Genomic DNA, 12995 nt, shown 5'->3' on the forward strand with positions numbered 1-12995 from the left:
CTGCCGGTAGGGCCATACTGTTCTGATGCAGCCTGACTATGACGTCTTGATCATCGGCTCGGGATTCGGCGGCAGCGTCAGCGCCCTGCGGCTCACCGAAAAGGGCTACCGCGTAGGGGTGCTGGAGGCCGGCCGAAGGTTTGCCGACGAGGACTTCGCGAAGACCTCCTGGAACCTGCGCAAGTTCCTCTGGGCCCCGCAGTTCGGGATGTACGGCATCCAGCGCATCCATCTGCTGCGCAATTGCATGATCCTGGCCGGCGCCGGGGTCGGCGGCGGCTCGCTGAACTACGCCAACACCCTCTATGTGCCGCCGGAGCCGTTCTTCGCCGACGCGCAGTGGAAGGACATCACCGACTGGCGCGAAGAGCTCATGCCGCACTACGACCAGGCCAAGCGCATGCTCGGTGTCGTCACCAACCCCACGTTCACCGATGCCGACCGGATCATGAAAGAGGTCGCCGACGACATGGGCGTGGGGCACACCTTCGTGCCCACGCCGGTCGGCGTGTTCTTCGGCGAAGACGGCCAGAAGACGCCCGGCAAGACCGTCCCCGATCCGTACTTCGGCGGGGCGGGCCCGGCGCGCACCGGCTGCATCGAATGCGGCGAGTGCATGACGGGCTGCCGGCACGGCGCCAAGAACACCCTGTTGAAGAACTACCTCGGTCTTGCGGAATCAGCTGGTGCACACGTGCATCCGCTCACCTCGGTCCGGGAGTTCGCGCAGCGTCCCGACGGTGTGTGGGAAGTGCACACGGTGCGCACCGGCGGGAAACTGCGCCGCCGCAAGAAGACCTTCACGGCCAACCACCTGATCCTGGCCGCCGGCACCTACGGGACCCAGAAGCTGCTGTTCCGGATGCGGGACAAGGGCAAGCTGCCCGGTCTGTCCGACCGCCTCGGCGTGTTGACCCGCACCAACTCCGAGTCCATCGTCGGCGCGGGACGGCTCACCGTCGGGGATGACCTCAACCTCACCCAGGGCGTCGCGATCACCTCGTCGATCCACCCGACCAGCGACACCCACGTCGAACCGTGCCGCTACGGCAAGGGATCCAACGCGATGGGTCTGCTGCAGACCCTGATGACCGACGGCACCGGGCCCGAAGGCACCGACGTGCCGCGCTGGAAGCAACTGGTCCAGACCGCCAAGGCCGACCGGCGCGGAACGCTACGACTGCTCAACCCGCGCCGGTGGAGTGAGCGGACGATGATCGCGCTCGTCATGCAGCACCTGGACAACTCGATCACCACCTTCACCCGCAAGACCTGGTTCGGCTACCGGATGCTGGACAGCAAGCAGGGCCACGGCCTGCCCAACCCGTCCTGGATCCCGGCGGGCAACGAGGTCACCCGCCGCATCGCCGAGAAGATCGACGGCGTGGCCGGCGGCACCTGGGGCGAACTGTTCAACATCCCGCTCACCGCGCACTTCCTGGGTGGCGCGGCCATCGGGGACAGCGTGCAGACCGGCGTCATCGACGCCTACCAGCGGGTGTACCGCTACCCGACGCTGTATGTGGCTGACGGAGCTGCGATTTCGGCCAACCTCGGGGTGAACCCGTCGCTGTCGATCACGGCGCAGGCGGAGCGGGCCGCGGCGCTGTGGCCGAACAAGGGTGAGGCGGACCTGCGTCCGGCCCAGGGCGAGCCCTACCGCCGGCTGGACCCGATCGCGCCGGTACGCCCGGTGGTGCCCGCCGAAGCGCCCGCCGCACTGCGCAGGCTGCCCATCGAACCGGTCAATTCGGGGCTGTCCCGCTCGCCGCAGGCGGGCTGAACTCGGTAGCGCGCCGACGGTGCGCCCAGATCGCGAAAACGGCAGAAATCGCGATCCGGACGCACCGTCGCGTCGCTAGGTGACCTCGGCTTCAATCCTGTCGCCGAGCTCCTTGTCCACATTGCGCCAGTACTCGAAGGCCCGCTGCAGCACGGCATCGGACACCCCCTTGGAGAGGTGGCCGGCGATGTTGGTGACCAGCCGGTCGCGCGCCGCGTCATCGAGCACCTCGCGTACCAACGTGCCCGCCTGACCCCAGTCGTCGTCCTCGGCGTGCAGCGAATACGCCGACCGCACCATGTCCCCGTCGGCGTGCCACAGCGGCTCACCGGTGCGCGCCGGGTCGGCCTTCGGCCCGCCGTAGGAGTTCGGTGCGTACACCGGATCCGAGACGTTGTTGACCCGCATCGCCCCGTCCTTCGAGTAGCTGTTCACCTCGGTCTTCGGGGTGTTCACCGGGATCTGGCGGTAGTTCACCCCGAGCCGGGCGCGGTGCGCGTCGGAGTAGGAGAAGTCCCGTGCCAGCAGCATTTTGTCCGGGCTCAACCCGGTACCCGGGACCGCATTGTTCGGTTCGAACGCGGCCTGCTCCATCTCGGTGTGATAGTCGGTGACGTTGCGGTCGAGGGTCAGCCTGCCGACATCGATGAGCGGGTAGTCGCCGTGCGGCCACACCTTCGTCAGGTCGAACGGGTTGAACCGGTAATTCTTGGCGTCCTCGAACGGCATGATCTGCATCTTCAACGTCCAGCTCGGGAACTCGCCGCGCTCGATGCTGTCGAACAGGTCGCGCTGGTGCGCGTCACCGTCGGTGCCCGCAATCTCATCGCCCTCGTCCTGGGTGAGGAATTCGATGCCCTGGTCGGACTTGAAGTGGTACTTCACCCAGAAGATCTCGCCGGCGGCGTTGATCCAGCTGTAGGTATGGCTGGAGTAGCCGTTCATGTGGCGCCAGGTGCGCGGTATTCCCCGATCACCCATCAGCCAGGTCACCTGGTGAGCGGACTCCGGGGACAGCGTCCAGAAATCCCACTGCATATCGTGATCGCGCAGGTTGTTCGCGGACCGGCGTTTCTGGGACCGGATGAAATGCTGGAATTTCATCGGGTCGCGGATGAAGAACACCGGGGTGTTGTTGCCGACCATGTCGAAGTTGCCGTCGGCGGTATAGAACTTGGTGGCGAACCCCCGCGGATCGCGCCAGGTGTCTGGACTGCCGCGCTCACCGGCCACGGTCGAGAACCGGGTGAGCGTCTCGGTTTTGGCTCCGGGCTGCAGGAAGGCGGCCTTGGTGTAGGCGCTGACATCGTGGGTCACCTCGAAATGACCGAACGCGCCGCCGCCCTTGGCGTGCGGTTGCCGCTCCGGGATCCGCTCCCGGTTGAAGTTGGCCATCTGCTCGATCAGGTAGTGATCCTGCAGCAGGATGGGGCCGTCGGGGCCGATGGTCAGGGAATGCTCGTCGCTGTAGACCGGGATACCGGCATCGGTGGTGGTCGGTTTGGGCTGTGTGTTCGTCACGCTGTGCTCCTTTCGAGCCTGCGGGCAGGCTGCAGCGCGCGTATACCCCGGGTCGCCAGTTTCGACACCTGTGGACGAATAATGTTCTGAGACTGCGACATTCGTATGCCCGGTGGGGCACCGGCGGCGCTGATACGATGCAGGTGACAAAGCTGTCGCCTGAGTTGTTGCGCGTTCGTCCCGAGAGGAGTCGACGTGGGAACTGGCACGGATCGCACCGGCGCACGTCATATCCGGCTGACATCGCACAGCGCGGGAGCCACGGCGCCTGCCATCCGGTGGGGTGCGCCGACTCCGGCGGAGCGGGCCCCGGTGGTGGGGACCACCGGCACGCGGGCGCATCGCAACGTCATCGGCACCCACAGCGGCTCCTACGGCGTCTACCGGGCGCTGGCAGTGGCAGCCGGCGCCCTGTCCCCGCAGCACCGCGCCGATCTGACCAACACCGCCCCGACCGATGTGATCGGACCGTACCCGCAGTGGCGGGATCCGGCGGCCATCGTCAGCCTCGACCCGTGGGGTGCCGCCGTCGCCGACGTCTTCGCCGCCGAACTCGAGGCCGGCCAGGACATCCGGCCCACCATCGCCATCACCAAGGCGCACGTCATGCTGCCGGAAGTCATGGTGGCGATGCAGCAGGGCCGGCTGCGGCCGGACGGCCAGGTGTTGACAGCGGGCGGCGCCGCGGTGGTGACCAAGGTGGCCGTCGAACCGGTCTGGCACCTGCCCGGCGTCGCCGCACGGTTCGGCTGCACCGAGTCGGCCCTGCGCCGGGCTCTGTTCGAGGAGACCGGCGGCATGTACCCCGAACTCGTCACCCGCGGCGATCTGGAGGTGTTCCTGCCGCCGATCGGCGGTCAGACCGTCTATATCTTCGGCAACCCAAGCGATCTCGCCGATCCGGACGTGGAGTTGACCGCCCGCGTGCACGACGAGTGCAACGGCTCGGATGTGTTCGGCTCCGACATCTGCACCTGCCGGCCCTATCTGACCCACGCGATCGAGGAATGCATCGCCGGAACCCAGCGCGGCGGTGTGGGTTTGGTGGCCTACTCCCGCAAGGAAGGCCGCGCGCTCGGCGAGGTCACCAAGTTCCTGGTGTACAACGCCCGCAAGCGCCAAATCGGCGGTGACACCGCCGACCAGTACTTCGCGCGCACCGAATGCGTTGCCGGCGTGCAGGATATGCGCTTCCAGGAATTGATGCCCGATGTGCTGCACTGGCTGGGTATCACGCGTATCCACCGGTTGGTGTCGATGAGCAACATGAAGTACGACGCCATCACCGGATCGGGTATCACGGTGGGCGAGCGGGTCAACATCCCCGATGACCTCATTCCCGCGGACGCCCGGGTGGAGATCGACGCCAAGATGGCCGCGGGGTACTTCACGCCGGGGCCGGTCCCCGATGCCGAGGCCCTGAAGAACACGGTGGGCCGGGGATTGGTGTGACCCCCGCGGCGACACTGCGGAGCACAGCCGAGATCCGGGCCCGTTCGCAACACCTGCTGACCCGGGCGCGTGCCGGCGACTCGGACTGGTTCACCGTCCACGATGGCGCCATGGCGGCCGCGGCCGCCGAGGTCGCGGCCCTGACCGCGGCCCGGTTTCCCGATCTGGTCATCCCGTTCCACAGCCGGTGGCGGCATTTCGAGGCCGGCGGCGTGGACCGCAAATCCGCACTCGACGGCCTGCTCGGAGACCTCGACGGTGCGGGCCGTGCCCGCGCGATGATCGACCTGACGGTGGTCAGCGTGCTGCTCGACGCCGGCGCCGGCCCCGACTGGAGCTACCGCGAAGCCGATACCGGCCTGGCATTCACCCGCTCCGAGGGGCTGGGGGTGGCCAGCTGGCATGCCTTCACGGCGGGCACCTTCTCCTCGGATCCGGGGCATCCGCTGCAGGCCGACGCCGCCGGCCTGACCGGGCTGGATGCCGGCGCATTGGGGGCGGCATTCCAGCTGGGGCCGGACAATCCACTGGTCGGCTTCGAGGGCCGGGTCGACCTGCTGCGCCGGCTCGGCGCCGCCCTGGCCGATCAGCCGACGGTCTTCGGCACCCCGGGCCGCCCGGGCGGATTGTTCGATCTGCTGGTCACCGATCCGTCCGCACCGACGGTGGCCGCCCACGACATCCTGTCCGCACTGCTGTCGAGCATGTCGCGAATCTGGCTGGCCGACAACGGCATCGACGGTGAGCCGCTCGGTGACTGCTGGCGTCACGACGCGGTGCCCGGCGCCGGTGCCACCGCGGGCTGGGTGCCCTTCCACAAGCTCTCGCAGTGGCTGACCTATTCGCTGCTGGAGCCCTTTGGCTGGTCCGGCGTGCAGGTGACCGGCCTCGACGCGCTGACCGGCCTGCCCGAATACCGCAACGGCGGGCTGTTCCTGGACACCGGTGTGCTGCGCCTGCGCGATCCCGGCTGGACCCGACGCGGCTGGACACCCGCCGACGAGCTGGTGGTGGAGTGGCGCGCGCTCACCGTCGCCCTGCTCGACGAGCTCGCCGTCCTGGTGCGGGAGCGACTCGGGGTCACCGATGAGCAGCTGCCACTGGCCTGCGTCCTCGAAGGCGGCAGCTGGGCGGCCGGCCGGGCGCTCGCCCAGCGGTTGCGCGGCGGACTGCCACCGCTCACCGTCATCAGCGACGGCACCGTCTTCTGAGGAAAGGACTTTCGATGACCCCACCGTCTGCGGTGCACCTGATCGAGCACCCGCTGGTCACCCACAAGCTGAACACATTGCGCCGCAAAGACGTGTCCACCAACAGTTTCCGGCGTCTGGTCAGTGAGGTGTCGGCGTTGATGGCCTACGAGGTGCTGCGCGACATCCCACTGCACGAAGAGCAGATCGAGACGCCGCTGGAAACCATGACCGCCAAGGTGATCGACGGCAAGAAGCTGGTTTTCGTGTCCATCCTGCGGGCCGGCGGCGGCATCCTCGACGGCATGCTGAGCCTGGTGCCCAGCGCGCGGGTCGGACACATCGGGCTCTACCGCGACCCGAAGACCCATATCGCGGTCGAGTACTACTTCAAGGTCCCCAATGATCTGCACGAACGCGATGTGGTGGTGGTCGACCCGATGCTGGCCACCGGCCACACCGCGGTCGCCGCCATCGACCGGCTCAAGGAGCACCAACCCCGCTCCATCAAGTTCGTCTGCCTGCTGAGCTGCCCGGAAGGGCTGGCCGCCCTACACGAGGCGCACCCCGACATCCCGGTGTACACCGCGGCCATCGACCGCCAGCTCGACGAGCACGGCTATATCGTCCCCGGCCTCGGCGACGCCGGGGACCGGCTGTTCGGCACCTGACGACTAGACTGTCCGGGTGGAAGCAGCCCCTACCCGCCCCGTTCTCGTCATCGATTTCGGCGCGCAGTACGCCCAGCTGATCGCGCGCCGCGTCCGCGAGGCGCGGGTGTTCTCCGAGGTGATCCCGCACACCGCGACGGTCGAGGAGATCAAGGCCCGCGATCCCCAGGCCATCGTGCTCTCCGGCGGCCCGGCCAGCGTGTACGCCGACGGGGCACCGCGGCTGGATCCGGCGCTGTTCGACCTGGACGTCCCGGTGTTCGGTATCTGCTACGGGTTCCAGGCCATGGCGCAGGCGCTGGGCGGCACCGTCGCCCGTACCGGCACCAGCGAGTACGGCCGCACCGAAATGAATGTCACTGGTGGACAGCTGCATTCGGATCTTCCCGACAACCAGCCGGTGTGGATGAGCCACGGCGACGCGGTCACCGAAGCCCCCGCGGGCTTCGACGTGGTCGCCGTCAGCTCCGGTGCGCCGGTGGCGGCCTTCGAGAACCGGGCCCGTCGCCTCGCCGGGGTGCAGTACCACCCCGAGGTCCTGCACTCCCCGCACGGCCAGCAGGTGCTGAGCCGCTTCCTGCACGAGTTCGCCGGCATCGGGCCGGCCTGGACGCCCGCCAACATCGCCGAGCAGTTGATCGCGCAGGTGCGCGAGCAGATCGGCGACGGCCAGGCGATCTGCGGGCTGTCCGGAGGAGTGGACTCCGCGGTCGCCGCGGCGCTGGTGCAACGCGCCATCGGCGACCGGCTGACCTGTGTGTTCGTCGATCACGGCCTGCTGCGCGCCGGCGAACGTGCCCAGGTGCAGCGCGACTTCGTCGCGGCCACCGGCGCCAAGCTGATCACCGTCGATGTGGCCGACCGCTTCCTGGAGGCGCTGTCCGGCGTCACCAACCCCGAGGGCAAACGCAAGATCATCGGGCGGGAATTCATCCGTGCCTTCGAGGGTGCGGTCCGCGATGTCGTGGAGGGTGGCGGCCCCGAGGTCGACTTCCTGGTGCAGGGCACCCTGTACCCGGACGTCGTGGAGTCCGGTGGCGGTGCGGGCACCGCGAACATCAAGAGCCACCACAATGTCGGCGGCCTGCCCGACGACCTCAAGTTCAAGCTCGTCGAGCCGCTGCGCCTGCTGTTCAAGGACGAGGTGCGCGCCGTCGGCCGCGAGCTCGGCCTGCCCGAGGAAATCGTTGGCCGCCAACCCTTCCCGGGGCCCGGACTGGGCATCCGCATCGTCGGCGAGGTGACTGCGTCGCGGCTGGACACGCTGCGCCGCGCCGATTCGATCGCGCGTGAGGAACTCACGTCGGCGGGGCTGGATCAGCAGATCTGGCAGTGCCCGGTGGTGTTGCTGGCCGATGTGCGCTCGGTGGGCGTGCAGGGCGACGGACGTACCTATGGTCACCCGATCGTGCTGCGTCCGGTGTCCAGTGAGGACGCCATGACAGCCGACTGGACGCGGGTGCCCTATGAGGTCCTGGAACGGATCTCGACACGCATCACCAATGAGGTGCCCGAGGTCAACCGGGTCGTGCTGGACGTGACCAGTAAGCCGCCCGGCACCATCGAGTGGGAGTGACGCCGGTCAGTCAGGCGTCGGGTTCGGTTTCCTTGTCGATGAGTTCGCCGAGGATCTGACCGACCGCCGACTCGATGGTCGTCTCGATGGAGAACGCCAGCGTCGATGAGACCGCCGAGACGGCCTGGGTGCGGAAGCGCACCAGCATCGTGAGCAGTTCGGCGATCTCGGTATCGGGTGGCAGCGCCGCACCGGGGTTGATGCGGTGCAGCGCCTCCTCGATCCCCGCCTGCACCAGCAGTCCGCTGATCTGGTCGACCAACGGCGCGATCTGCTCGTGCAGACCGATGAGCTTGTCGGTGGCCACCCCGTACTGGCGGATCTCGTTGAACGCCTCGATCAGCTTGGGGCGCACCACGATCGCTTCGTCATCTTCGAGCTTGATGACACCGAGGCCGAGCATGCGCTCGAACCCCGGATCGTCATCGATGAGCCGCTTGGCGTCGGCGACGCTCATCCGTTCGGGCTTCTCGGTGGCCCAGCTGCCCGCGATCGYGGATTCCAGTCCGAGTAGGTCGCCCACCCCCTTGCCCTGCTCCCACGCCGAGAGCATCTCGTGCACGTGGGCGATGTTGTAGCCGCGATCCAGCAGTGAGGTGATCAGCCGCAACCGGGTCAGGTGGGTGTCGTTGAACAGGGCGATGCGGCCCACCCGCAGCGGGGGATGCAGCAGACCGCGATCGCGGTAGACCCGGATGTTGCGGGTGGTGGTGCCGGCCAGCTGCGCCAGCTCGTCGATCCGGTACTCGCCGGAGGCGGCGGCACCGTGCGGTTGCACCGCCGCATCGAAGAGCTGGGTGACCGCGTTCTCGACGACGTCCCGGGAACTGCGCCGGATCTGGCGGGGCGCCCGGCGCAGTCCGGTCAGGATCGTCGAGATCGCGCCGGCCGACTGCCGGGGCTGCTTGGGCGTTCCCATCTAGATCTCAGCCATCAGTTCGTCGCCATCAGGCCGACGACAGCGCCGTCACACGTGCGTCGTGCGCCACCGCCGTGTAGTCACCGAACCGGAACTCCCGCATCTGTCGAAGATACTGGGTGGCGAACCCGGGGTACATCGACGCGTTGAATCCGTCCGCGGTCAGGTACCAGCTGCTGCACCCGCTCATCCAGGTGGTCTTGCGCAGCCGGCGCTGCAACGCGGCATTGTGGCGTTGCTGGACGTCGGCACGTACATCGAGATATCGCAGGTCATCGCGCAGGATCGTGCCGATCGCGTTCACCGCGTAGTCGATCTGCCCCTCGGAGTAGACCAGCAGCGAGTTGTGGCCGGGCCCGGAGTTGGGGCCGGTCATCAGGAACAGGTTCGGGTAGCCGTGAGCCTGGATGCTCTTGTAGGCCTGGGCGCCCCCGGACMATTCATCGGCCAGCACCCGGCCGTCCAGGCCGGTGACCGGGAATGGCGGACCGGACAGGTGCACGTCATAGCCGGTGGCGAACACGATGGCGTCCAGGTGGTGCTCGATACCGTCGCTGGTGCGGATACCGACCGGGCTGATGGTGGCGATGGGCCAGTCGATGAGCTTGCAGTTGTCCTTCTGCAGGGCGGGGTAGTAGTCGCTGGAGATCAGCATGCGCTTGCAGCCCGGCGTGAAATCGGGGGTGAGCTGGCGGCGCAACCACGGATCCTTGACCTGCCGGCGCAGATGGGCCTTTCCGAGCCGCGACACCAGTCCGGTCAATGGGGTGTCCCAGACCAGCGCGGTGGCGGTGACCTCGTGGCCCCAGTACAGCACCTGCCGGGCCAGTCCCTGAGCGGCGGGGAGCTTGGCGAACAGGGTCTTGGCCGCCTCCGGGGTGGCGATGTCCACCCGCGGCACCACCCAGCCCGGGGTGCGCTGGAAGACCTTCACGAACTCGGCCTGCTTGACCAGTTCGGGCACGATCTGCACGGCGCTGGCGCCGGTGCCGATGACGGCCACCCGCTTGCCGGTGAAGTCGTATTCGTGATCCCAACGGGCACTGTGGATCTTGTGCCCCTGGTAGGTGTCCAACCCGCGGATGTCGGGGAACTTGTGGTCGGTCAGCGGACCGGAGGCCAGCACCACGGTGCGGGCCCGCAGCGGTGTGCGGCCGGTGGTCTTGACGTTCCAGATGCCGGCCGCCTCGTCGAAGGACAGACCGTTGACCTCGACGCCGAACCGGATCCGGCGGCGCAGGTCGAAGTCGTCGACCATCTCCTCGATGTGTGCGCAGATCTCGCTCGCCGGCGAGTAGGCCCGCGACCAGTCCGGGTTCTTGGCGAACGAGTAGGAGTAGAGCAGCGACGGGATATCGCACGCCGCACCGGGATAGGTGTTGTCGCGCCAGGTGCCGCCGACCCGGTCGCCGCGTTCGACGATGACGAAGTCCTCGACGCCGGATTCGGCGAGCTTGATCGCGGTGCCGATTCCGCTGAAACCGGCGCCGACGATGATGGTGTCGTGAATGTGCGCTGCCATGTCAGGCCGCCGGCTTGTAGGTGAGTTCCTTGAACCAGGACGGGATCGGCTTGAGAATCGCCTTCGGCAGATAGTCCGACGCGGTCACCATCGGATTCGCGATCCAGTGATAGGGGTTGCGGTCATTGACCACCATGCGGGCATGCAGCTTGAGGATCTGGTAGGTCGGTACCCGCCAGGTGTTCTCGGCACGTCCACCGATGTCCTTGAACCGCATCATCGCCTTGTAGAGGCGCTCGGGCTCCAGGCCCATATCGACGATGTTGTTGCGCATCCGGTTGAGCAACGGGACGTAGATGATCATCCCGATGATCAGGCCGGGCGAGGCGACGCTGCCCACGAAGTCGATCGCGAGCTTGCGTGCCTTCGAGTGCCCGATCATGTTGAGCACCTCGAAATCGACGGCAATATGCCGCGATTCGTCGCTGTTGATCTTCTCGAAGACCTGATGGCAGACCGGGTCGTCGACCTCGTCGAGCAGGAACTTCAGCAGCGCGCCGTCCAGCGCTACCTCCAGCATCGGGATGACGGTGCCCAGCACCGACAGCGACATGTCGTCGGCGTAGGTGTCCAACCAGTCGATGGCAAGCCGGATGTTGACGTTGGGCTCGGGCATCTCGCCGTCTTCGAGCATGCCCCACCGCTTCATCAGCGCCAGTTCGGCATTGGCGTGCCGCTGCTCCTCGGCGTGGAAGTAGCGGTAGATCTCGGCCAGTGTCGGGGTGGGGGCCTTCTTGGCCAGGGCGGCGAACCCGCGCGCGCCGACGTTCTCGATCCAGCACAGATCGGCCATGAAAGCCTTGAGCTTGGGCCGGAACTCGTCGCTGATGGTTTCAGCTCCCGGAGCGTCCCAGTCGATATCGGCCAGTGCCCATTGCCGATCCTTGATCTTCGCGAGCATGACGTCCATGTCGACAGCCATTGTCCAGACCTCCTACGGTGCGGTGATGCGAGTGGTGAGACCGACGGCACGGGTGTAGACCGTCGGTGTGAAACGTTTGATGCCCCAGCCGATCCGGGCGTCAGGCTGTGGCATGCAGTACAGGCCGCCGCGATCGTTGGTGTCCAGGCACATCCGCGCGACCTTCTGCGGGGAGAACCCGGTCCAGCGCATCAGGGTGTCGGCCAGCTGGCTGGATCCGGCGGTGATGCGGTCGGTATCGAGGATGTTGGTCTTGACGAAGGTGGGGCACAGCGCGGTGACGTTGATGCCGGTGCCGGCCAGCTCTGCGGCCAACGTCTCCGAAAGCGACAGCGTGCCGGCCTTGCTCACGTTGTAGGCGGCCATACCGGGTGCGGCGCCGAATGCCGCGGCCGAAGCGACGTTGATGATGCCGCGCGGCTGATCGGTCTCGGCGGCACGCAGGATGGGGGTGAACACGTGGCAACCGTGGATCGGTCCCCACAGGTTCACGCCGAGCACCCAATTCCAGTCGTCCAGGCTGACCTCGCCGATCGGGGTGCCGCCGGCGCCGACCCCGGCGTTGTTGATCACCAGGGTGGGAGCACCGGCGAACCAGGCCTGCGCGGCGTCGGCCAGGGCCTGCACATCCTCGATCTTGGAGACATCGCAACGCAGGGCCGTCGCCTCGCCGCCCGCGGCGGTGATCTCCGCGGCGGTGGCCTGCGCGGCGTTCTCGTTGAGATCGCTGCAGACCACCCGGCCGCCGCGCGCGGCGAGTTCCTGGGCGAAGGCGGCGCCGATACCGCTGCCGGCGCCGGTCACGACGGCGTCGGCATTGCGGCTGCGTTTGGCACCACCGAGGATTCCGAAGAGGTTCATCCGGCAACCCGGCCGATCTCGTTGATGTGCAGGGACTCATTGACGAAGGCAGTGACCTTGCGCATGGCCGGCACGGCCTCGGGGGTGAGCCGGGGCAGTGCCTGGAAGACGTGCACCTGATCCGGCCAGACCTGCAACTCGCTGGTGCCGCCGGCGGCACGGATGTCCGCGTCCAGGGTGCGGGCGTCGGCCTGCAGCATCTCCGCGCCGCCGGCCTGGATCAGGGTGGGCGGCATGCGCCGGCCGCCTGCGACGTCGAGGGTGAGTCGGTGGTGACGCGGATCGGTTCCGGCGCAATACAACCCGATCAGGCGGGCGGCGTCCGAGGCGCGGATCGCCGGATCGTCGCGCAGCGCTTCGCGGGCGCGGGCCAGCCCGAAGGTGAGATCGACCAGCGGGGAGAACAGGGCCATCGCGGCGGGATGCGGGACGCCGGGCTGCAGCAGCATGTCGACCGTGAGGTGGCCTCCCGCGGAATCCCCGGCGATGACCATGCTCTCTGGGTGGTAGCCGCGTTCGGTGCGCAGATAATCCCAGCCCGCGCGCACATCGTCGGCAGCGGTGGGGAAGCGGTACTT

The 12995-nt window shown here is 67.7% G+C and carries 11 protein-coding genes; 5 read left to right on the forward strand and 6 right to left on the reverse strand.

Translation table 11 applies throughout. The features are described from left to right. Positions 1-25: 25 nt before the first annotated feature. Positions 26-1783: an FAD-dependent oxidoreductase gene (locus tag AC1DTF_RS16925; protein WP_477474894.1), complete on the forward strand. Its 1758-nt coding sequence runs from the start codon at positions 26-28 to the stop codon at positions 1781-1783. A 75-nt stretch (positions 1784-1858) separates the two neighbouring features. Here AC1DTF_RS16925 and AC1DTF_RS16930 read toward each other — a convergent pair whose 3' ends face one another. Beyond that, positions 1859-3304, reverse strand: coding sequence for a catalase (locus AC1DTF_RS16930; protein WP_477474895.1), 1446 nt, complete (start codon positions 3302-3304; stop codon positions 1859-1861). A 195-nt stretch (positions 3305-3499) separates the two neighbouring features. On the opposite strand from AC1DTF_RS16930, the gene AC1DTF_RS16935 reads away from it, so the two are divergent. From AC1DTF_RS16935 to guaA, 4 genes are read left to right on the forward strand one after another with little or no spacing between them, the layout of a single operon-like run. Next, the gene (locus AC1DTF_RS16935; protein ID WP_057166915.1) at positions 3500-4756 is read left to right on the forward strand and encodes a GTP cyclohydrolase II; all 1257 of its coding nucleotides are present in this window, start codon (positions 3500-3502) and stop codon (positions 4754-4756) included. Next, entirely contained in the window at positions 4753-5967 is a 1215-nt protein-coding gene (locus AC1DTF_RS16940) for a URC4/urg3 family protein (RefSeq protein WP_477474896.1), read from the forward strand. Before AC1DTF_RS16935 ends, AC1DTF_RS16940 begins: the two co-directional genes overlap by 4 nt. Positions 5968-5981: 14 nt before the next feature. Further along, on the forward strand, positions 5982-6617 hold the full coding sequence (upp, locus tag AC1DTF_RS16945) for a uracil phosphoribosyltransferase (RefSeq protein WP_057166913.1): 636 nt from the start codon (positions 5982-5984) through the stop codon (positions 6615-6617). Positions 6618-6633: 16 nt separating this feature from the next. Next, complete coding sequence (gene guaA, locus AC1DTF_RS16950; RefSeq protein WP_477474897.1) at positions 6634-8193, forward strand: glutamine-hydrolyzing GMP synthase; 1560 nt, start codon at positions 6634-6636, stop codon at positions 8191-8193. Between the two features lie 10 nt (positions 8194-8203). On the opposite strand, the gene AC1DTF_RS16955 is transcribed toward guaA, so the two are convergent. From AC1DTF_RS16955 to AC1DTF_RS16975, 5 genes are all read right to left on the reverse strand, one after another. Further along, complete coding sequence (locus tag AC1DTF_RS16955) at positions 8204-9112, reverse strand: MerR family transcriptional regulator (protein WP_477474898.1); 909 nt, start codon at positions 9110-9112, stop codon at positions 8204-8206. Positions 9113-9140: 28 nt separating this feature from the next. After that, the gene (locus AC1DTF_RS16960) at positions 9141-10634 is read right to left on the reverse strand and encodes a flavin-containing monooxygenase (RefSeq protein WP_477474899.1); all 1494 of its coding nucleotides are present in this window, start codon (positions 10632-10634) and stop codon (positions 9141-9143) included. 1 nt (position 10635) lies between these two features. Continuing rightward, positions 10636-11556 (reverse strand): hypothetical protein, encoded by a 921-nt coding sequence (locus AC1DTF_RS16965; RefSeq protein ID WP_057166909.1) that lies wholly within the window; start codon positions 11554-11556, stop codon positions 10636-10638. A gap of 12 nt (positions 11557-11568) precedes the next feature. After that, entirely contained in the window at positions 11569-12417 is an 849-nt protein-coding gene (locus tag AC1DTF_RS16970; protein WP_477474900.1) for an SDR family NAD(P)-dependent oxidoreductase, read from the reverse strand. After that, positions 12414-12995, reverse strand: a 582-nt coding sequence (locus tag AC1DTF_RS16975; RefSeq protein WP_477474901.1) for an alpha/beta hydrolase fold domain-containing protein, incomplete at its 5' end; no start/stop codon positions are given. The genes AC1DTF_RS16970 and AC1DTF_RS16975, both read right to left, overlap by 4 nt.

The organism is Mycobacterium sp. P4_H6 (assembly GCF_056400845.1).

Excerpts from the sequence above, each read along its gene's own strand:
- AC1DTF_RS16925 (WP_477474894.1), top strand. The coding sequence starts at position 26 with ATGCAGCCTGACTATGACGTCTTGATCATCGGCTCGGGATTCGGCGGC.
- upp (WP_057166913.1), top strand. The coding sequence starts at position 5,982 with ATGACCCCACCGTCTGCGGTGCACCTGATCGAGCACCCGCTGGTCACC.
- AC1DTF_RS16965 (WP_057166909.1), bottom strand. The coding sequence starts at position 11,556 with ATGGCTGTCGACATGGACGTCATGCTCGCGAAGATCAAGGATCGGCAA.
- AC1DTF_RS16970 (WP_477474900.1), bottom strand. The coding sequence starts at position 12,417 with ATGAACCTCTTCGGAATCCTCGGTGGTGCCAAACGCAGCCGCAATGCC.